Genomic DNA, 20,633 nt, shown 5'->3' on the forward strand with positions numbered 1-20,633 from the left:
GAAAAAAGAAGATGCCCTTCCGGCATAGAGGAAAATTAATTGTACAAGGCACATATAATGCATAGTTTTTTATTTAAGAACACATTTCGACAGGCTCAATGTGACAACTCCATTATTTGAATAAATGTTTCCCTTTCTTTTTTCATGCTGAACTTCTTCACGTCATGTTGAATTTTTCATTAGGTATTTATGTTTTCAATGGTATTCAAGAGGGCTACGCCGTTTATTTCAGCATCTATGGAAAGAATAAAGGCCCTGAAACGAGTTCAGGGTGACGGTGGTATTAATAGGTGAGGGTAGTTTAGTGGTGGATGATAAAACAAAATAAGCTGCCCGTTAGGGCAGCTTAACCGTGATAAAAATGAAATTTACGGGAGCTTGAGCATAGAACCTGAAAAAGTTCAGGATGACGTATTACTTGATGACATTGTTATTTGTTCACTTTTCTATGATAGCTCCAGTAAAATATAATTGGATAAACGAAAAGGCAGAAAATGGTGTTGGTGATCAGTCCGCCGATAACCACTATGGCAAGCGGTTTTGAGGCTTCAGAACCAATGCCTGTTGATAAAGCAGCAGGTAACAGCCCTATGGCGGCCATTAATGCCGTCATAATAACCGGACGTACACGGGTAGCCACACCATCTTTGATGGCATCGGTAAATGTCCATTCGGGTTTGTGCTTAAGTTCATCGATATTGTGCTTAAATTTGGTAATTAAAATCACTCCGTTTTGTACACAAATACCAAACAAGGCAATAAAACCAATACCCGCAGAGATATTAAAATTGATATGCGTAATGAGCAGAGCAAATATACCACCTATCAATGCAAAAGGTACATTGTTTAATACCAGTAAGGCATCTTTGATGTTACCGAACAGTACAAACAGGATAAAGAAAATCAATAGCAAACTGATCGGTACCGCTTTTGAAAGCTGGCTAGTGGCACGTTGCTGGTTCTCGAAATCGCCGGCCCATTCTAATTTGTAGGCCTTTGGTAATTTGATCTGGCTATTTACTTTTTGCTGCGCTTCTTTGATCACACTGCCCATATCACGACCACGAATAGAAAACTTAATTGCACCATAACGTTGATGTTTATCGCGGTAGATCATACTCGGGCCAGTAATCTTACGAATGGTAGCAATCTCGCTCAAAGGAACTTTAGCACCCGAAATGGTAGGGATACGTAATTTGGCGATAGAACTTTCATCATTCCTGAAATCTTCTGGATAGCGGATAATTAGGTCAAACTTTTTCTCGCTTTCATAAATCTGAGTAGCAGCTTTACCCCCGATAGCCATTTCTATAACAGCATTGGCATCAGCCGTATTTACGCCATAAAGCGCCATTTTTTGTTGGTTAAGATTGATTTGCAATTCTGGCTGTCCTAAATTTCTGAGAATACCCAGATCTTCGATGCCGTTAACTGTTTTCAGGATATTGAATATTTTTTCTTCGGTATGTTCGATGTAATGAAAATCGTCGCCGAACATTTTAACTACTATAGAACCTTTTACACCTGATACGGCTTCTTCAACATTATCTGAAATAGGCTGTGAAAAATTTAAACTAATACCTGGAAACCCGCTCAGTTTTTCCTGCATGCGTTCTATGAGCTGTTCTTTGGATTGCTTGCGTTTCCATTCTTTTTTAGGATAGATATCAACCATAAATTCCATATTATAGAAACCTGTGGCATCGGTACCGTCATTTGGACGGCCAGTTTGTGAAAGCACTTGTTTTACCTCATCAAAACTCAAAAAGATCTTGCGCATCTGGTTAGATAATTTTTTGGTTTCGCTTAGTGAGATACTAAGTGGTGCGGTTGCTCTTACATATATAGAACCTTCATCAAGGCTGGGAAGGAACTCTGTGCCCAGAAAATTAAAACTTACCAGTCCAAGCGCAAGTATGCCTATTGAGAAACCTACAACCATTCTTTTTACTTTAAAGCATTTATCATACAGTTTTAAGGTGTTTTGTATGATAAATTCCAGAAAAACATTGTGCTTTTCTTTAACGTTTTTGCGCAGCAACACACTGGCTAACGCAGGTACAAGGGTAAATGTTAGAATAAGGGCTCCTAATAAGGCAAAGCTGAGTGTCCAGGCTAAAGGTGAGAACATTTTTCCTTCAACTTTTTCAAAGGTGAAGATAGGCATCAAACCTGTTATGATGATGAGTTTGGCAAAGAAAATGCCTTTACCGTTTTCAAGACAGGCTTTTTTGATCAGACCCAATTTGCTGATTGTATTGAATTTTTGCATGCCTACGGTCTTGGCCTTGTGATCTAATATTACAAAAATACCTTCTACCATGACCACAGCTCCGTCTATGATGATCCCAAAATCTATGGCTCCCATAGAAAGGAGATTAGCTGACATGCCTTTTAATTTTAGACAAATGAAGGCAAATAACAGTGCTAATGGAATAACCAGTGACACGATAAGTGTTGTACGCCAATCGGCCATGAAAAGAAATACGATTACCGTTACGAACAATATGCCTTCAAACATATTGCCTAGAACCGTATGTGTGGCAAAGTTTACCAGATCTTCTCGATCGTAAAAGGCTTTGATTTTAACATCGGCAGGTAAAATGTTTTTATTTACATCTTCTATTTTAGCTTTTAGGCTTTTGATCACTTCGCTTGGATTTTCGCCTTTGCGCATTAATACAATACCTTCAACCACATCAGGATCATAATCCCTGCCTACCTGGCCTAATCTTGGTAGAGCTGATTCTGTAACATCGGCAATGCTTTTTACATAAATAGGGGTGCCGTTAAAGTTATCTACAACAATGTTCCTGATCTCGTCTATATTATTGAGTACGCCAATGCCACGTACTACATAAGCTTGTCCGCCCTGTACAATCACATCACCACCTACGTTGATATTGCTTTTTGAAACAGCTTCAAACAGTTCGGTAGCACTTACGCCATATTGTATGGCTTTTTGTGGATTCACCGTAATTTGGTAAGTCTTAACTTCGCCACCAAAACTTACAATATCGGCTACCCCGGGCACTGCCAGCAGTTCTCTTTCAATGGTCCAGTCTTGTATGGTTTTCAGCTCCCTGATGTTTCTTTTGTTACTCGTTACGGTATAGCGGTAAATTTCGCCTGTTGGGCCTGTTGCCGGCTGTATATCGGGTTTTACCCCATCGGGCAGATCGGCATCTGCAATATGGTTATTGACCTGCACTCTCCCAAAAGCATATTCAACATCATCTTCAAAGGTTACTTTAACTACCGATAGGCCTAATAAGGAAGAAGAGCGTATGCTTGTTCTTTTTTCAGTACGGTTCATGGCAATCTCCAGAGGTCTGGTCACAAATTTTTCTACCTCTTCTGCGCTGCGGCCCGGCCATTGCGTAATAATGGTAATGCTGGTATTGGTTACATCAGGAAAAGCCTCTATGGTAGTGTGTTTAAAGCTCAGATAACCCGAAAGTATAAGGATAAAAGTGGTAAAGAACACAAAGTATTTGTTCTTTAACGAAAACCCTATGATGTTTTTGATAAACTTGTTCATTGCTTTTTGAATTATGCTACTTAACGTGAATGATGGGGTTTGGTGTTGATAATCGATATGTTAATTTCATTACACAACTTTGCTTGCCCTTGTGCATGGTATTGGCACTCCATTTTTTCGTGTTTTATTTATATCTTTTATCGTACTCAAGAGAGCTACGCTGTTTGAGCGACAAAATGGAGGAAAAGTCGTTGGCAACGGCCTTTGCTTTGAAACTTTTGCTAAGGCTTGACATATCGTCTAATCTAAAAGAAGAAGCCCCATAATCCATTTTACTTAATCTTTAAGGCTCTCGAATAAGAACACCTGTTTAGAAGCCACTATTTTGTCGCCCGGAGCCAAGCCTTTGCTAATGTAGGCCATGCTGGCTGTTTTGCGTCCTATTTCTATTTCCTGAATCCTGATTTTCTTTTTCGGATCAATTACCAGCACATAGTTTTTATTCTCATCAAAAACGATATTCTCAGGATTGATAGTAGGCAGGTTTACAGGTGCTTTGGCCGTAACTTTAACCGTGGCAATCATACCGGGTTTTAAACTCAGATCTGCATTAGGTATAACTACACGGGCATTCATGACCTTGGTTTCGTTATCTATTACATTATAGATCTTATCTATTTTACCTTTAAAAGTCCGTTCTGGATAAGGTAATACAGACAAGGTAACTTCATTGCCTTCCTGAATGCTTGAGATATCAGACTCGTAAATATTGAGCATTGCCCATACGTTTGAGAGATTGGCTATTTTAAAGAGACAATTTGCATTATCAGGACGCAGGAGCATATTGCTGGTTACGTTTTTTTCTACCACATAACCTGTAACCGGCGATACAATATTGTAAACACCTCTGCTGTTACCCCCGTTCAGCTTAAGAACGGTACTGGCTTTTTTATGCTCAGCCTGTTTAATAATCAGATTATTTTTTGCTTCTTCAAGTTCTTTGGCAGAGATTAGCCCACTTTTGTACATATCTTCAGCCTGTTTATAAGCTCTTTCTGCAACCTTAAGCTCTGCATTTGAACTGACGGCTTCTTTGTCAAATTCGGCCATTTCTGCGCTGTTAAGTGTAGCAAGTACTTGCCCTTTGTTTACTTTGTCGCCTAATTTTATGGTTACATTACCAACAACTCCGCTTACCATAGGGTACACAGTAGCCTGCGTGTCTTCATTAGGTGTTATTTTAGCCGAAAAATTAAGCTCTGTATGACTGCTCGCATCTTTTACAGTATCAATTTTTAGTTTACTGATCAGTGAATCGGTCAGAGCAAATTTTTTATCTTCTGCCACTTCTGCTTTCTTACTTGTACAGCTCTGTATGCTCAAAGCGGTACCAATTATCAATAGGTAAGCTATTTTACGTGCCATTTTTATATTATTTGAAAATGTTGGTTCCGGTAACATAATTGATTTCTTCTTTGGTATTGATTTCATCAAACCTGATCTGGTTATACTGCAATACATTGTTCTTAAATGATTCATAAAAATCTAAGAACTCAATTAGACTGATATTGCGCTTAGCAAAGTTTGCGGTTACATCGCTCATCATTTGGGTAAAATCATGGTTAAAGTTTTTATCCATCCCATCATACAGTTCCTGTGCTCTTAATGCTGCGATATAAGATTTATAAACTTCGTTTTCTAAAAGGTTTTCCTGCTGGTAGTAATTATTGTTCTGCGCATCTATGGCTATTTTAGCTTTTTTGATCTCACCTTGGTTTCTGTTAAACAAAGGGAGCGGAAGTTTAACACCCATACCTAAAAATTTATCGGGCATATTTTGTGAGGTATATACCATAGAAAGTTCTATATCTGGTATGGCCATAGCTTTTTGTAATTTTAGATTTTGCTGAGCATGGGTAACTGCTGTTTGTGCGTATTTTAAATCTGCCCGGTTTGTTTTTGCAGAATCAAGCAGTGCGGTATAGGCTTTGTCTTTTAACGATTCGAAATGTATAGGCTCTGCTACAAGTTGCAAAAGCGTTTGTGCCGGAACATGGATCAATACCTTAAGATTGGTGTTTAGCTCTTCTATGTCGTTTTTTAAGCTGTTATATTCGGTATTTACGCTATATAGCAAAGATTTGATCCTGATAACTTCTTTACCTGCAATATTACCTTGTTTTAGCTGCTGTTCTGAGGCGGCTAATAGCTTGTTCAACGCTGCAATCTGATCTTTATATACTGCTGCTGACTGCTGGAGGTAATAACTTTTATAGAAAGTGCTTCTTAGCTCATAACGTAACGTTCTGATAAGGTCGTAATACGCATATTCTTCCAGTTTTACTCCAGTGTTTGCCAGTTGTATATTTTTATTGCGTTTGCCAGCCAGTTTAATAAGCTGTGAAACTTCCAAACTGTAATAGCCGGTATTATAAGATGTACCGAGATACTTTTTTTCTGAGGTGCTGTAAAGGTAATTTTCCTGACTAATCTCTGGATTGTCAAATAATTTAGCCGTAATAATCTCTGCTTTTGCCTGTTCTATGTTGTAGTTCTGGGCTAATAATTGGTAGTTCTCTTTTAAAAATCTTTTTTCGGCTTCTGGAAGTGTTAAACTAAGCGTGTTTTGGGTATGGCCTGCTTTTGTTAAGACCATAAAAATAAATGCCAGTGCAAATGTTTTTTTCATGGATGTTTTGCAAAAAAAAGCTAATCTTTAAATAGAATTAGCTTTTATGTTGTCGGCAAAGCTATCCCCATGAAATTAAAGCCAAATTAAAGGCATATTAAAATGAAATTAAAATTTAGGGAGTTTAACAGAAAAAGTAGTTCCTTTTCCTATAACAGAAGTAAAACTGATGTGGCCTTTGAGCATATGGATAATTTTATGGGCCATGTATAAACCTAAACCATTTCCTTTATGCTGTTGGTGTTTGTACAGGCTTTGAAAAGGCTTAAAAATTTGCTCATAATTTGATGGTTCTATTCCGGTGCCCTGATCCATAATATGAATGTTGATGAAATCTGCTGATGCTGAAATGGTACAATGAACGGGCTTAAAATCAGAAAATTTAAAAGCGTTGGCTATAATGTTGTTAATGGCAATCTGTAACAATACAGGATTGGTTTTGATCAATAAGCTTTCTTGGTCTTGCGAGGTTTCGGCAAAACCAAGGATAAGTTCTGCATTGTGTAATCTTTTCCATTCTTTTTGCAGATCCCAGATCATTTCGTCTATACGGATTTCCTGCTGTTTGTCTGTTCCTATTTCGAGATCAGATTGTGCCAGATTTAATAAACCATTAATGATATGGTCCATTTTTCCTATATCATCAATTACGGAGTTGAGCGCAGCTTTATAATATTCTTCTGTTCGGGGTTGGCTCAACGTAATTTCGGCACTCATCAAAATACTGGTTATGGGAGTGCGCAGTTCATGCGATGCATTAGAAACAAATGTTTTTTGTAGAGCAAATGCCTGCTCCAGATGTTCCATTAAGTTGTTAAAATTTTGTGCCAAAAGCCCTATTTCATCTTTGCTTTTCCCTTCCTGTACGCGGTAATCAAGATTGCTCGATTTGATTTTCTTTACATCATCTATAAAGAGATCTAACGGACGTAAAATACGGTTGGCAACCCAACGAGATGACAACAGCAAGGCCGCCAAGATAATAAAGAAAAAAGCAACCATGATTTTACGGAGCTTTTCGGTCCTTTTAAGCGTACTTTGGTCTATAGCCGATGCCAATATTACGAAGTCGCCCTGATTGTCTTTATAGAAAATACCTACTACCTGTCTTTGTCCTTCTTTAAATTTTAGTTTTTTGCGCTGTCTTACTTCATTGATTACATCGCTTGTCCAGTAACGTTGGTCATCGCCGATAAATGCCGCGTCATTGCTCATGTTGTAAATGCGCACAACTTCATTATGCAGTGTTTCCAGGTACTGGTTTCTTACCTTGTTCAATGAATCTGAAGAGATTTCATCGGCTTCGAGATATAGGCGGGCAGTAATGTAAGCCCTGTCGTTAAGGCGGTCGTAAAAATCGCTTTCCAAAAATTTGATAAAAGTAAAATAGATGGCCCCAAGCGTACCTAAAAGCATGGTAGCGCTTATTAGCGTAAAATATAAGGCTAATCTGTTCTTTATCTTCATTTTACTTTAATATGTAACCCATGCCTATTTTGGTATGAATGAGTTTCCTGTCAAAGTTTTTTTCAATTTTATTGCGCAGGAAATTGATGTAAACATCTACCACATTGGTACCTGTATCAAAATTGATGTCCCATACTTGTTGCGCAATATACTGTCTGGATAACAAGCGTTTGGGGTTTTGCATGAACAATACCAATAAATTGAATTCTTTACTGGTAAGATCGATAAATTGTCCTGCTCTTTTTACTTCTTTGCTTTTCAGATCGATCTCTACATCTTCAAACTTTAAGAAATGATTGGTCTCATTTTCATTTTTTTGAGCAAGGGGTATACGTTTTAATTGTACCTCTATGCGTGCCAAAAGTTCTTTGAAATGAAAAGGTTTTAAAAGATAATCGTCTGCTCCGGCTTGAAATCCGGTTAGTTTATCATCAATAGCACCCAGCGCGGTAAGCATGATAATGGGCGTGTTAATGGCATTGTTGCGTAAGTGCCGTGCAATCTCAACACCGCTAACATGAGGTAGCATTACATCTAAGATAATGATATGAAATGGATTTTCTACCAATAGGCTCAATGCCGCATTTCCATTATCGATGATTTCGGTCTCGTACCCATTTTCTTCCAATCCGGTTTTTACCAAAGAAGCTATTTTTTGATCGTCTTCAACTAAGGCTATTTTGTACATGCTAAAATGAAAGAGATTGTTTACAAAGATATTTAAATTTGCTTCATTACAAGTAATACCCCTGTAAGGTCTAATTACTGTCATCTCTTTTGCACAAACCAAAAGTTTATAAAAATGAGGAGTAAATTTACCCGGGCAGTAGATATTTAGCTCAAATCTGCTTTTTATAAGAATTTACAATATGAAACAAATACCTTATTCAGTATTGGATCTGGCAGGTGTTATACAGGGTAATACCATAGCTGATACGTTTAGAAATAGTGTAGCTTTAGCAAAACATACTGAACAATTGGGGTATAAGCGTTACTGGTTGGCAGAACATCATAATATGCCGGCCGTAGCCAGTTCGGCAACCGCTGTTTTAATTGGACATATTGCCGGACAAACGCAAAGTATGCGTATTGGATCGGGAGGTATTATGCTGCCTAACCATACCCCATTGATCATAGCTGAACAATTTGGTACTTTGGCTACTTTGTATCCCGATAGGATAGATCTAGGTGTGGGCAGAGCGCCCGGAACAGATCAGGCCACAGCACTTGAAATAAGAGGGGAACGTTTTCATGCACAGCATAATTTTCCGAAGGACGTATTGAAATTACAGTATTTTTTGGGTGATGATAATTATGAAGGAAGGGTTAGGGCTATACCTGGAGAAGGAACAAACGTGCCCATCTGGATATTGGGTTCGAGTACCGAGAGTGCACATTTAGCAGCTTCTTATGGTTTGCCTTATGCTTTTGCCAGTCATTTTGCACCTACTTATTTTTTAGAAGCTATTGATATTTACAGACGTAATTTCAGACCTTCGGCTGCGCTAAAAGAACCTTATGTTCTGGCCTGCGTAAATGTGGTAACTGCAGATACGGATCAAGAAGCCGAACGACTGGCAACCTCGTTAAAACGCTTGTTTTTGGGTATCGTTAGTAATAAAAGAATGCTGTTGCAACCGCCAATAGATAGCATGGAAGGAGAGTGGACAGATATGGAAGAAGCTGCTGTTGAGCAAATGCTGACTTATGCGTTTATAGGCGGAAAGGAATGGTTAAAGGCAAGTTTGCACACTTTTATCGATAAGACAAAAATTGATGAAATTATGATTACTTCTCATATTTATGAGCATGCGGACAGGCTAAAATCTTATACGATTGCTGCAGACGTTTTAAGAAAGCTGTAATGGCTATTTGTCATGTCTTACGCTTGCTCAAGGTTCGCATCAGAAAAAGATAAGACCCTGAAACGAGTTCCAGATGTGAATAGATTTTCGGAGGTAACGTCCATTATTGATATAACTTTTATCATATGATCAAGAAGTAGTGGTTATATGAATAGGATTTGAAAGGATTTTATGTACAGGACATTTTTCAGCAATTTGCATGAGGCGGGTATGTTCTTCGCTGCTAAGATTACCTGTAAATGTAATTTTACGGGTAATATTTGTTAAAGCCGGGTCACTGTTATCAATTGCTAATTCAACCTTGATATGTTGCAGATCATATTGTTTCCTGTTGGCGTACATTCTGAGCGTAATGGCCGTACAACTGCCTAAGCTGGCCAATAAAAGTGCTGTGGGCTGCATGGCCTCATCGGTACCCCCTAAATCTTCAGGTTCATCGGCATATATCATATGACCCTCAGAAAATATCTGTGTTTTATAGGTAGATTGACCTATGTTGGCAATTGCGGTAATTTTAGTATTATTCATTTTAATTTTTAGCTTTATATCTAGATGGAAGAACAGGAAAACATACAAAAAAGACTAGCTTTTTTTCAGTCTTTTACAGGGAAGGAAGTTACAGATTCTCCTTCACATTTTATGAACTGGCTAAAACCGGTTGTTATTGAGGCTGAAAAAGGTAGCTTGCATTGCAGTTACGTGGTTCGCAAAGAAATGACCAATCCTCATGGTATTTTACATGGTGGTATTACCGCTGGAATTATAGACGATCTGATTGGTGCGACCGTTTACACTTTAGGTTTATCTCAAGCATATACAACAGTAAATAATTACATAGATTATTTTGCGCCTGCTAATGAAGGAGATACCATTACTGCAAAAACAACGATTATAAAACAAGGAAGAGCCATTATCAACCTGCAGTGTGAAATTTATTTACCGCATAAAAGCAGGTTAATTGCCAAAGGTTACTCCAATATGTTACGCTTGAGCTAAGCTTTTAAAAAGGGCAAAGCCTCTTTGGGTACAAACTGGCTCACATCGCCATTATTTCTTAAAATATCTCTTACAATGGTAGAACTTATAGCTGAATACTCAGGCTGGCTTAGCAATAAAATGGTTTCTGCACCGGGTAACATGGTTTTATTGATCTGTGCTATTGCCCGTTCATATTCAAAATCACCTGTTGATCTGATGCCGCGTAACATATATGAAGCCTTGATCTGTTTACAGAAATCTATTGTTAAGCCTTCATATGCTTGTACTTCAATAGTTGGATAAGAAGCAAAAACACTTTTCACGATTTCTTCTCTCTTATCTGAAGAAAGTAGGTTTTGTTTTGAGCTGTTTAAGCCAATACCTACCACGATTTTATCAAAAAGGGGTAGGGATCTGATCACAATATCCACGTGAGCAATGGTAATAGGATCAAATGAACCGGGAAATAGTGCTATTTTCATGATAAATAAGATTGGTTAGACCAGATTTTTTAGATAATCAAATATAGTCTCAAAGTATGTAGAAATGTTTAAACCATTGCTATATCCAAAATAGGCCATTACCAAAAGAATGAAAACAGCAAGATAAATGAACTTTCTGAAGGCAAAGGTTAAAATAATTATGATAAGAGGCATAATTACAAAGAATATTTTGCTGATCTGAATGATTTTTAAATCTTCGCCAGCTTTATAGACGTAAAACAGCTTGCTGATTGTTTTTACTTGGTTCTGGTGCTTGATGTAAACAAAGGTTGATTTATCTATCTGCGACGGAATAGTAGCGATACCATTATTAAAAGTAAGCTGTTGTGAAAAACCACTGATGCTGAACATGTAACTGCCGCTAATTTCTTCGCTGGCATGGTCTAAGCTATCAGCAGCAATTATAGATAGTTTGCTGTTTTTTAAAAGACTTTCTTTTAATAGAAAATTATTGATATCAGCAGCTTTGCTCCATAAAGTGGTTAAAACCAATATCAGTAGCAGAACATAAGATTTTTTCATTTCTATAAATCTAATTTGATCAGTCTTGTTTTATTCAATGTGTTAAGAACATCCAAATGTATCATTTTGTAAACTTATTTTAATAGCGATTTATAGAGAAATCGTTTAATTTTCTATTTAATAAGCTGCTATATTCTACTGCATGGTTTTCTACTTCACTCTGTCCAGCAGTTTTATAAGATGTACCGTATAAGATAAACCCTGAAACGAGTTCAGGGTAACGGTGATTATTTTGGGAAGGTATAAAAACAAAAAAGCGGAAATGATCGATCCCGACCATTCCCGCTAATCTAAATTAACGCTCTCACATACATAAACACATATTGCAGGGTTTTATTGTTTAAGCGTTTCAAAAAATGTAAAAAATCGTATTCTTAATTTGTTTTAGCTGCAAAAGCCTGTTTTTTACTCGTGTATTTTAAGAAAACATAACCACCCAGACCTGCAATAGCAGAAGTAATCAGTATGGCAAATTTAGCTTCGTTTATAAATACAGGTTCATTAAATGACAGCATAGCAATAAAAATTGACATGGTAAAGCCAATACCGGCCAACAGACCTACTCCAACCATATGTATCCATTTAGCCTTATCAGGTAGTTGGGCCCATTTAAGTTTAACAGCTAAATAGGAGAAAATAGTTATACCTAAGGTTTTACCTGCTAATAAACCTAATAAAATACCTAAACCCAGTGGTGTACCCAATCCATTAACCATTTCCTGCTTAAATGTAATGTTGGTATTTGCTAATGCAAATAAAGGCATAATAACAAAGTTTACAGGTGTAGTAAGTAAATGTTCCAGTTTAATTAAAGGAGAAGTATCTTCTTTACTCTCGTTGGGTATGGTAAAGGCCAAAAGTACACCCGAAATAGTTGCATGAATACCCGAATGATGAACTAAATACCACAAAACGATACCTAAAGGAATATAGCAGTACAGCTTTTTAACCTTTAAAAAATTGAGAAGCATTAATACACAAAATACGCCCAAGGCCATGAAAAGATAGTTGAAATGTATCTCGGATGTATAAAATACAGCAATAACTAGAATAGCCCCTAAGTCATCTGCTATAGCTAGGGCAGCTAAAAAGATTTTTAAAGAAGATGGAATGTTTTTACCTAACATAGCAATAATGGCGAGCGCAAAAGCGATATCAGTAGCCATTGGGATTCCCCAGCCATGTACCGTTTCGGTATTTTTATTGATTATGAAATAAATCAGGGCCGGCACAATCATACCACCAAGGGCAGCTAAAACAGGTAAACTGGCTTTTTTAATATCAGATAATTCTCCGGTTAAAATTTCACGTTTAATTTCAAGTCCTACCAGCAAAAAGAATACAGCCATTAACCCATCATTGATCCATAATGAAATACTATAATTCAGGTCTATTGAGGCAGTGCTAAATCCTAGGGTTTGATTAAGAAGATTTGCAAAACCAGCTGCCCATGATGAATTTGCAATACATAAGGAGATGACCACACAACATAATAAGAGTATGCCCCCCGTTTTTTCAGAGTTAAAGAATTTTTGAAAAATAGTGCTGTTATTATACTTTGACATGCCCGAATTTACAAAAAAATGCAAAAAATAAGGTGTTCAAAGCTATACTTTGAACACCTTAAAGATGTATTGATCAGGAATAGATTATTGTTTGATCAATTTGCTCTGGTAAGTTTTATTACCTGTGGTAAGTTTTAATATATATACACCTGTGGTAAGTGTATTGAGTTTACTGTTTACTTTTGAAGTAATCTGCTCATTTGTACCAGTTGCGGTTAAAATTACTTTACCATCAACACCACTCATTACTAATTTATCATTGGTACTCGTGCTTTCGTAGTTAAGGAACAGCTGGTTTTTTACCGGGTTAGGATATACCGAAAAAGCTTCAGTTCCAAAAATATTTACTGATTTTACCTCAGGATAATAAGTATAATCATTATTGAAATCGGTTTGTTTCAAACGGTAGTAAATTGTTCCTTTTGGCGCATTGTTATCTATTGTTGCATATGATTTAGGTTCATTACTGTTGCCCGCACCTGTAATGGTTTTAATTGATGTAAATTTTTTACCATCAACAGAGCGCTCAATGGTAAAATAACTATTGTTTGTTTCCGTTGCAGTGCTCCATTTTAAATTAACTACATTTTTATTTGTAGTGGCAATAAAACTAACAAAGTTCACATTAAGAGGCGTAGGTTCAAAAAAGTATCTTGTTTGGATAGGATAGTGGTCTGTTGTGGTAGTGCCATAACTGGTAACCAATGTAGCCACATTATCTAATACCTCGGCCGTATTAATTAGGTAATTATTATTTAAGTTTTTATTGATGATGACATTGTCTATTACTGTATTAAAACTAACAGTAGACCTTTTTCCGGCAAGACTTAATGGAAGAGTAATGGGGACATAATTGGTGTTGTCTGATGTAATATCGATGTAAGATGTTGGTGTATTTGCAGGCATTGGGGCAATAGTTTTGTCTGGATTTAATACATCATTAAAATCGCCTAAGATTATTACTTTTTTGTCGGCGAGATTGGCATCAATATATTGTTTTAATTGAATAGCACCCCCTTTTCTTCTGTCGTAAGAATCAATTAAATCACCCGTATTTGCTTTTGCATGGATTTGTATGAAATATATGGTTTCCTCAGCGCCATTAATCAATACTTTTGCTTCCATTAAGAAAGGGAAACGTCCTGATGACCAGTTTTTAAAAGGTGAACCGGCAGCGTTGTTACTAAGGTTATTAGGATAATAAGTATCTCTTAAAACACCATACCAGTTCTTAGGTTTAATAATATCTGTTCTGTACACAAATGCAAGTTTCTGTGTTCCGTCGTATCCTGAACTAGTTTTATCATCAGCATATGAACCAAAATCGCTGAAAATTACATTATATCCTGGAGGTAGTACCGTATTTCTGAAAAGTAAAGTATCTACTACTTCGGCTAAACCATAGATGTCTGCATTGATGTTATTAAAAACAGTTCTTACATTTTGGGCCTGTTTTGTAACATCAGTTGGCCCCTGTCCCGATACTGTAGAGCCAAACCATTCAATATTCCAATTAACCACTTCAAGGGTATTAGTTGTATTAAAAGAGTTCCCAGTAAGGTTTAGATTTTTATCTGTAATCCCTGTGGTACTTAGGGTCAGATTTTGATTATAATTAATGTTAGCAGTATTAGGGGTAAATTGAGTATAAACAGTTGTTGTTTTACCATTAACTTCTGCTGATGTGTAGCTAATATTTTGGGAGAATGAGCCTCCACTCGTTTTTGAGATGCTGAAATTAGCAGGAGCTGTTAAAACTACGTTATCTGTTGTGCTTGTAGCTGAGAATTTAAAGGTTTTTTCTGGAGAACTTGCACCTGGCGCCTGGTAGCCAAAATTAATTGAGCTGGCTAACAAATTAACTTCTAACGGGGCAGGTGTAGATGAATTTGTTATATCAATATCATCAATAGTCCAACGTGCACCATTTGGAGGGTTTGATGTGGTTGATGTATATACAAACGCAATATAAACTCCTGTGGTCTTAAAATTACTCAAATCAATATTTTGAGATTTTGTCCAAGTGTTTGATAGTATTTCAGGAAAACGTCCATCTAGATCAACCCATGTAGCTAATTTAGGATCTCCGCTGCCAGTATAATTGGTTGAAACCTTAAGTTGTAGTACTGGTCCGTTAAAATCCGTTCTGCTCCAAAAAGAAAGTAAGGGATAATTCATTGAACTTAAATCCATTGAAGGGGAAATCAACCAATCTTCATTTTCAGTGCTTGAAGATGTTGTGCCACCATTAATTTGAACAGCATTACCTGTACTAGCTTTACCAGTAGGGTCATTTAAATCATGACCATAGCTTGTTGTACAAGCCCAAGTTTGTGGCCCAGTTACACTGTATTGAATAAAACCTTCAGATAATGTTGTACTGTTCGCTGGAGTGCAATTTTCAAAATTAAAACTTGTATTATTTGGTAATACGCCAAATCCTGATAGGGCTATGGTTAAATTATTGGAAATACCTCCACCTGAAATGGTTATATTATCAGCAGAACTACCTATAACTGTAGGTAAGTATTTCACATAAACGGTAGTATTTGTGCCATTTAGCTCAGCTTGCGTATAACTTAAATTGGTAAGAAAATTTCCACCACTTGTTTTTGAAATATAGAAAGGAGCGTTGGTATTTAATGCTATGTTTGTTCCATCTAAATAAGTGTAATTTAAAGTGAAACTTTTTTCATTTGAAGATATATTGATGCCTTGATTTCCAAAAGCTAAAGAAGAGGATGTTGCCGAAATTAGAGGGTCTGTTGGATTTCTATAAGTTGGGGTTATAATAAAATCATCTAAACCAATGCCCTGCGAGTTTGATCCAGTAGTATTAAAATTCCATCTAAAATAAATCTTATCTTCAGGCTGTATGTCTAAAGATGTAATAGAAAATGACTTAGACACTGTTAATGGGGAGGCAAAAGAATATGTATTAGCACCCGTTGGCAGTTCGGTAGTAAGTACTTCACCGGAAGAAACAGCTACCCATGTTGTACCATCTAAAGAGTAGTAAAATTGTACAGATGCATTTGAAACATTTGTTCTATATCTTTTTATATTGAACGAAATAGTTACTTTGTTAAGAGCAGTTGCAGCTTTATTCACAAATGCAGTCATTATACTATTGGGGTTTGCATAACCTCCTGATGTCATAAAACCTATACTTCTTTCGGAAGCTGAAGAACCCCAATTATATCTGCCACCGGTTGTTGGGCTTCCAGAGCTTGCAGCTATGTTTACCTGCGTTAAATTATTTACATCTGTATAACTAACTGTGGAAACTCCTGCTGCGGTCATTTTCCAGTTTGTAGGCAGATTTGTTGTGCCTAATGTTCCTAATGAATTAAAGTCTTCTGTATATGCTACACCATTTTGAGGTAAAATTATTTGAGATTTTACTACAGGGAGTATAAATAGGAAGAATAAAAGATTTAAGAGTAAAATTTTTCTCATACGCGTATTTATTATAGTTATAGTTTGTGCAAAGCTAAGAAAACAAATAAGTTTTAAGATTAACAGAAAGTTAACAAATTTCTTTTTTGAATCAGATATAATCTTCCAGATTTCCTTTTCCCTCTCTGATCACTTCAAAATCACCTTGTGTGCAATCAACTACAGTTGAGGCTTCATTGCCCCCGTAGCCTCCGTCAATTACTAAATCCACTAAATCTTCATATTTTTCATGGATCAGTTCAGGGTCGGTAGAGTATTCTATGATTTCATCATCATCCTTAATAGATGTGGATAAAATAGGGTTACCCAATAACTTTACAATTTCTCTTGCAATGTTATTATCAGGAACGCGTATACCTACTGTTTTTTTATTGGAGCTTAATAATTTAGGTACGTTGCCATTGGCATTGAAAATAAAAGTGAAAGGACCGGGAAGAGCCTTTTTGAGCACTCTGAACACAGTATTGTCTATAGGTTTAATATAATCAGCGATATTGCTCAGATCAGAACATACAAATGACAGATTGGCCTTTTCTGGTTTTATCCCCCTAATTCTACAGATCTTTTCAACAGCTTTATGGTTGGTTATATCGCAGCCCATACCATAAATAGTATCTGTAGGATATATAATGATACCTCCTTTTCTTAAAACATCAACTACTTGGTCTAAAGCCCTTTCATTTGGATTTTCGGGATATATTTTGATTAGCATATGTAAAATTAACAAAATGAAATTACACTTGTTTTATCTATCAAGTTTATATTGCTACCTTAGCACAAAATTTAGATGATTTTTTAAAGTATTTTGAGATGAGAAAGGCATTTATTGCAATCGCAGCTTTCTTGGTTGCTTTTACCGTAATGTTAGGGTTGTATCAGCCATTTTTATGGTGGACTGCTATTTTTACAGGTCCGTTTGTTTTATTAGGTATTTATGACCTTTACCAACCGAAACATAGTATTGTAAGAAACTATCCGGTGTTTGGTAGGTTAAGATATTTTATGGAAAATATGAGGCCTAAAGTGTATCAGTATTTTGTGGAGAGCGATACCAATGGTACGCCTTATAATCGCCTAAACAGATCTTTGATTTACCAAAGGGCAAAAAAAGAATTAGATACCATTCCTTTTGGAACGCAGTTAAATGTTTATGATAACGGTTACGAATGGTTAAGTCATAGCATTATGGCCATAAGCCATCATGATTTAAATCTACACCCTCGTGTAAAAGTAGGAGGGCCTGATTGTAAACAGCCTTATTCTGCAAGTATATATAATATATCAGCAATGAGTTTTGGTTCACTGAGTCAAAATGCGGTATTGGCATTAAATGGTGGTGCTAAACTGGGTGGCTTTGCACATAATACAGGTGAAGGTGGAATCAGTGACTACCATCGTCAAATGGGTGGAGATTTGATTTGGCAAATAGGAACTGGGTATTTCGGTTGTAGAAACTTAGATGGTACTTTTAATGATGAGGCTTTTGCTGAGAGATCGCAAAGTGATCAGGTTAAAATGGTTGAGATTAAGATATCACAAGGTGCAAAACCAGGTCATGGTGGTATGCTTCCGGGTAAGAAAGTAACACCTGAAGTAGCCCGTATCCGTTTGGTTCCTGAAGGTAAAGACGTCTTATCGCCGCCATCGCATTCAGCATTTTCTACACCATTAGAACTGATGCAATTTGTAAAACGCTTAAGAGAACTGTCGGGCGGTAAACCGGTAGGTATCAAATTATGTATTGGTCGTCGCAGTGAGTTCTTAGCAATTTGTAAAGCGATGATAGAGACCGGCATCTATGTAGATTTTATTACTGTAGATGGTGGAGAAGGTGGTACAGGTGCAGCACCACAAGAGTTTTCTAACTCTGTGGGTATGCCTTTACGTGATGGTATCGCTTTTGTATATGATTCTTTGGTTGGTTTTGATCTGAAAAAACACATTAAAATTATTGCATCGGGTAAAGTATCAAGTGGTTTTGATATAGTTAAAAATATTGCTTTAGGTGCAGATATGTGTAATGCTGCCCGCGGAATGATGTTTGCGCTGGGATGTATACAGGCTTTGGAATGTAATAGTAATACTTGTCCTACAGGTGTGGCTACTCAGGATCCGAGCTTAATGAAAGGCTTAGTTGTTGAAGATAAGAAAGTAAGGGTTAAAAATTTCCATAACCTGACCGTTGCCAGTGCAGTAGAATTATTAGGTGCTGCAGGCTTAAAAGAGCCAAGCCAGTTAACCCGTGCATATATCAACAGAAGAGTAACGCAAAATGTAATTCAGTCTTATTTAGAGACCTATCCTTATATACCGGCTGGTTCATTATTGAAAACACCTTATCCTTCCAGATTTGAGCTCGGTATGGCTTTAAGCACGCCCGAAAGCTTTTTACCTACAGATTATGTAGTTTCTCAGGAAGACTATAAAAAGGCTAATCCTTTTTCTGATCACAGTTAAAATGTGATTATTAAATATGCTTATAAAAAAATCCCGCTAAACACTTTAGCGGGATTTTTTTATAAGATTAATTTATGCAATTAAAATTCAGCGCTTTTTGGAAAACGAGGAAATGCAATTACATCACGGATATTGGTCATACCGGTAACAAAAAGTACCAGACGTTCGAAACCTAGCCCGAAGCCGGCATGAGGTACGGTACCAAAGCGGCGTGTATCTAAATACCACCATAATTCGTCCTGAGGTACGCCCATTTCTTCCATACGCTTCGTAAGCACATCTAAACGTTCTTCACGTTGTGAACCACCTATCATTTCACCTATGCCCGGAAATAAGATATCCATTGCTGCCACGGTTTTGCCATCGTCATTTAAACGCATATAAAACGATTTGATATCTTTAGGATAATCTGTTAAGATAACTGGCTTTTTAAAGTGTTTTTCTACCAGGTAACGCTCGTGTTCACTTTGTAAATCTGCACCCCAATCTTCAATCAGATATTTAAATTGTTTCTTCTGGTTAGGTTTCGATGCTTTTAAGATATCAATTGCTTCTGTATATGTTAAGCGTTGAAAGTCGTTATTTAGACAGAAATCTAATTTTTCAAGTAATGAAAGTTCGCTGCGCTCGTTCTGGGGTTTCTGCTTTTCTTCTTCCAGTAAACGGTTATTTAAGAAAGCCAGTTCTTCTGCACAATGTTCTTTAGCGTAGCTGATTACATATTTCATCATATCTTCAGCCAATTCCATGTTGTTTTCCAGATCAGCAAAAGCTACTTCGGGCTCGATCATCCAGAACTCGGCCAAATGGCGGGTAGTATTTGAGTTTTCAGCCCTGAAAGTTGGCCCAAAAGTATAAATCTTGCCAAATGCGGTAGCTGCCAGTTCGCCTTCTAATTGGCCAGATACGGTTAAATTGGTAGAACGGCCAAAAAAGTCTGCTGAGAAATCTACTTTGCCATCTTCAGTACGGGGTGTATGATCAAAATCTAAAGTAGTTACCCTGAACATTTCGCCTGCACCTTCTGCATCACTTGCGGTAATTACCGGGGTATGCATGTATACAAAGCCACGTTCATTGTAAAACTGATGAATAGCAAAAGCCAGTGCATGGCGTACTTTAAAAACGGCATTGAAGGTATTGGTCCTGAAACGCAGGTGCGCAATTTCTCTTAAAAACTCTAAACTGTGCTTTTTAGGTTGTAAAGGGTATTTTTCAGCATCGCTATCCCCTAAAATTTCAACTTTAGAAGCTTTTATTTCTACTGTTTGGCCCTTGCCTAAAGATTCTACTAAAACACCTTCTACAGCAATAGCTGCACCTGTAGTAATCCTTTTCAACAAATTTTCCGGAGTATTATTAAAGTCAACTACAACCTGAATGTTTGCCATACAAGAACCATCATTTAAGGCTATAAACTGATTATTACGGAAAGTTTTTACCCATCCCATAACTTTTACCTCAGTGTTAAATGCAGTAGATTTTAATAAATCATTAATTTGTTGTCTTCTAATCATATCGATCTAATTATAAAAGCCGTAAAAATAAAGATTTACCACCTAATTTTTAACATCTTAATGTGTAAAATTTAAACTAAGGATGTTTGTTTTTCATTGAATATGGGTATGTTTGTTTAATCTTATTCCA

The 20,633-nt window shown here is 36.8% G+C and carries 16 protein-coding genes; 3 read left to right on the plus strand and 13 right to left on the minus strand.

Translation table 11 applies throughout. The annotated features are described in order from the left end of the window. Positions 1 to 430: 430 nt before the first annotated feature. The 5 genes from ACLHG9_RS06000 to ACLHG9_RS06020 all read right to left on the minus strand — a co-directional run bounded on the left by ACLHG9_RS06000 (position 431) and on the right by ACLHG9_RS06020 (position 8,409). Complete coding sequence (locus ACLHG9_RS06000) at positions 431 to 3,541, minus strand: efflux RND transporter permease subunit (protein WP_410220586.1); 3,111 nt, start codon at positions 3,539 to 3,541, stop codon at positions 431 to 433. 276 nt (positions 3,542 to 3,817) lie between these two features. Then, positions 3,818 to 4,906 (minus strand): efflux RND transporter periplasmic adaptor subunit, encoded by a 1,089-nt coding sequence (locus tag ACLHG9_RS06005; protein WP_410220587.1) that lies wholly within the window; start codon positions 4,904 to 4,906, stop codon positions 3,818 to 3,820. Between the two features lie 7 nt (positions 4,907 to 4,913). Further along, the gene (locus ACLHG9_RS06010) at positions 4,914 to 6,170 is read right to left on the minus strand and encodes a TolC family protein (RefSeq protein WP_410220588.1); all 1,257 of its coding nucleotides are present in this window, start codon (positions 6,168 to 6,170) and stop codon (positions 4,914 to 4,916) included. Between the two features lie 108 nt (positions 6,171 to 6,278). Continuing rightward, positions 6,279 to 7,637 (minus strand): sensor histidine kinase, encoded by a 1,359-nt coding sequence (locus ACLHG9_RS06015; protein WP_410220589.1) that lies wholly within the window; start codon positions 7,635 to 7,637, stop codon positions 6,279 to 6,281. Between the two features lies 1 nt (position 7,638). Then, complete coding sequence (locus tag ACLHG9_RS06020) at positions 7,639 to 8,409, minus strand: response regulator transcription factor (protein WP_410220590.1); 771 nt, start codon at positions 8,407 to 8,409, stop codon at positions 7,639 to 7,641. 97 nt (positions 8,410 to 8,506) lie between these two features. Between ACLHG9_RS06020 and ACLHG9_RS06025 the strand changes: the two genes are divergently transcribed. After that, the gene (locus ACLHG9_RS06025; RefSeq protein WP_410220591.1) at positions 8,507 to 9,502 is read left to right on the plus strand and encodes an LLM class flavin-dependent oxidoreductase; all 996 of its coding nucleotides are present in this window, start codon (positions 8,507 to 8,509) and stop codon (positions 9,500 to 9,502) included. Between the two features lie 129 nt (positions 9,503 to 9,631). On the opposite strand, the gene ACLHG9_RS06030 is transcribed toward ACLHG9_RS06025, so the two are convergent. Continuing rightward, complete coding sequence (locus ACLHG9_RS06030) at positions 9,632 to 10,030, minus strand: OsmC family protein (RefSeq protein ID WP_410220592.1); 399 nt, start codon at positions 10,028 to 10,030, stop codon at positions 9,632 to 9,634. Positions 10,031 to 10,054: 24 nt separating this feature from the next. Between ACLHG9_RS06030 and ACLHG9_RS06035 the strand changes: the two genes are divergently transcribed. Beyond that, the gene (locus ACLHG9_RS06035) at positions 10,055 to 10,498 is read left to right on the plus strand and encodes a PaaI family thioesterase (protein WP_410220593.1); all 444 of its coding nucleotides are present in this window, start codon (positions 10,055 to 10,057) and stop codon (positions 10,496 to 10,498) included. Here ACLHG9_RS06035 and coaD read toward each other — a convergent pair. From coaD to ACLHG9_RS06065, 6 genes are all read right to left on the minus strand, one after another. Continuing rightward, positions 10,495 to 10,962 carry a pantetheine-phosphate adenylyltransferase gene (gene coaD / locus ACLHG9_RS06040; RefSeq protein WP_410220594.1) on the minus strand — a complete coding sequence of 156 codons (468 nt, stop codon included), beginning with the start codon at positions 10,960 to 10,962 and terminating at the stop codon, positions 10,495 to 10,497. The two genes, ACLHG9_RS06035 and coaD, sit on opposite strands and share 4 nt — an antisense overlap. Positions 10,963 to 10,977: 15 nt before the next feature. Further along, on the minus strand, positions 10,978 to 11,505 hold the full coding sequence (locus ACLHG9_RS06045) for a hypothetical protein (protein WP_410220595.1): 528 nt from the start codon (positions 11,503 to 11,505) through the stop codon (positions 10,978 to 10,980). Between the two features lie 79 nt (positions 11,506 to 11,584). Beyond that, the gene (locus tag ACLHG9_RS06050; RefSeq protein ID WP_410220596.1) at positions 11,585 to 11,785 is read right to left on the minus strand and encodes a hypothetical protein; all 201 of its coding nucleotides are present in this window, start codon (positions 11,783 to 11,785) and stop codon (positions 11,585 to 11,587) included. A 94-nt stretch (positions 11,786 to 11,879) separates the two neighbouring features. After that, positions 11,880 to 13,070, minus strand: a complete 1,191-nt coding sequence (gene nhaA / locus ACLHG9_RS06055) for a Na+/H+ antiporter NhaA (RefSeq protein WP_410220597.1) — start codon at positions 13,068 to 13,070, stop codon at positions 11,880 to 11,882. A gap of 84 nt (positions 13,071 to 13,154) precedes the next feature. Then, complete coding sequence (locus ACLHG9_RS06060) at positions 13,155 to 16,529, minus strand: T9SS type A sorting domain-containing protein (protein WP_410220598.1); 3,375 nt, start codon at positions 16,527 to 16,529, stop codon at positions 13,155 to 13,157. A 91-nt stretch (positions 16,530 to 16,620) separates the two neighbouring features. Then, positions 16,621 to 17,241 carry an L-threonylcarbamoyladenylate synthase gene (locus tag ACLHG9_RS06065; protein WP_410220599.1) on the minus strand — a complete coding sequence of 207 codons (621 nt, stop codon included), beginning with the start codon at positions 17,239 to 17,241 and terminating at the stop codon, positions 16,621 to 16,623. A gap of 98 nt (positions 17,242 to 17,339) precedes the next feature. On the opposite strand from ACLHG9_RS06065, the gene ACLHG9_RS06070 reads away from it, so the two are divergent. Then, on the plus strand, positions 17,340 to 18,986 hold the full coding sequence (locus ACLHG9_RS06070; RefSeq protein WP_410220600.1) for an FMN-binding glutamate synthase family protein: 1,647 nt from the start codon (positions 17,340 to 17,342) through the stop codon (positions 18,984 to 18,986). Positions 18,987 to 19,066: 80 nt separating this feature from the next. On the opposite strand, the gene asnS is transcribed toward ACLHG9_RS06070, so the two are convergent. After that, positions 19,067 to 20,503 carry an asparagine--tRNA ligase gene (gene asnS / locus ACLHG9_RS06075; protein WP_410220601.1) on the minus strand — a complete coding sequence of 479 codons (1,437 nt, stop codon included), beginning with the start codon at positions 20,501 to 20,503 and terminating at the stop codon, positions 19,067 to 19,069. Positions 20,504 to 20,633 lie beyond the last annotated feature (130 nt).

The organism is Pedobacter sp., assembly GCF_046462515.1.
Lineage (GTDB): Bacteria > Bacteroidota > Bacteroidia > Sphingobacteriales > Sphingobacteriaceae > Pedobacter.

Excerpts from the sequence above, each read along its gene's own strand:
- ACLHG9_RS06060 (WP_410220598.1), bottom strand. The coding sequence starts at position 16,529 with ATGAGAAAAATTTTACTCTTAAATCTTTTATTCTTCCTATTTATACTC.
- ACLHG9_RS06070 (WP_410220600.1), top strand. The coding sequence starts at position 17,340 with ATGAGAAAGGCATTTATTGCAATCGCAGCTTTCTTGGTTGCTTTTACC.
- ACLHG9_RS06025 (WP_410220591.1), top strand. The coding sequence starts at position 8,507 with ATGAAACAAATACCTTATTCAGTATTGGATCTGGCAGGTGTTATACAG.
- coaD (WP_410220594.1), bottom strand. The coding sequence starts at position 10,962 with ATGAAAATAGCACTATTTCCCGGTTCATTTGATCCTATTACCATTGCT.
- ACLHG9_RS06050 (WP_410220596.1), bottom strand. The coding sequence starts at position 11,785 with ATGGTCGGGATCGATCATTTCCGCTTTTTTGTTTTTATACCTTCCCAA.
- nhaA (WP_410220597.1), bottom strand. The coding sequence starts at position 13,070 with ATGTCAAAGTATAATAACAGCACTATTTTTCAAAAATTCTTTAACTCT.
- ACLHG9_RS06035 (WP_410220593.1), top strand. The coding sequence starts at position 10,055 with ATGGAAGAACAGGAAAACATACAAAAAAGACTAGCTTTTTTTCAGTCT.
- ACLHG9_RS06030 (WP_410220592.1), bottom strand. The coding sequence starts at position 10,030 with ATGAATAATACTAAAATTACCGCAATTGCCAACATAGGTCAATCTACC.
- ACLHG9_RS06015 (WP_410220589.1), bottom strand. The coding sequence starts at position 7,637 with ATGAAGATAAAGAACAGATTAGCCTTATATTTTACGCTAATAAGCGCT.
- ACLHG9_RS06005 (WP_410220587.1), bottom strand. The coding sequence starts at position 4,906 with ATGGCACGTAAAATAGCTTACCTATTGATAATTGGTACCGCTTTGAGC.
- ACLHG9_RS06045 (WP_410220595.1), bottom strand. The coding sequence starts at position 11,505 with ATGAAAAAATCTTATGTTCTGCTACTGATATTGGTTTTAACCACTTTA.
- ACLHG9_RS06020 (WP_410220590.1), bottom strand. The coding sequence starts at position 8,409 with ATGACAGTAATTAGACCTTACAGGGGTATTACTTGTAATGAAGCAAAT.
- ACLHG9_RS06000 (WP_410220586.1), bottom strand. The coding sequence starts at position 3,541 with ATGAACAAGTTTATCAAAAACATCATAGGGTTTTCGTTAAAGAACAAA.
- asnS (WP_410220601.1), bottom strand. The coding sequence starts at position 20,503 with ATGATTAGAAGACAACAAATTAATGATTTATTAAAATCTACTGCATTT.
- ACLHG9_RS06065 (WP_410220599.1), bottom strand. The coding sequence starts at position 17,241 with ATGCTAATCAAAATATATCCCGAAAATCCAAATGAAAGGGCTTTAGAC.
- ACLHG9_RS06010 (WP_410220588.1), bottom strand. The coding sequence starts at position 6,170 with ATGAAAAAAACATTTGCACTGGCATTTATTTTTATGGTCTTAACAAAA.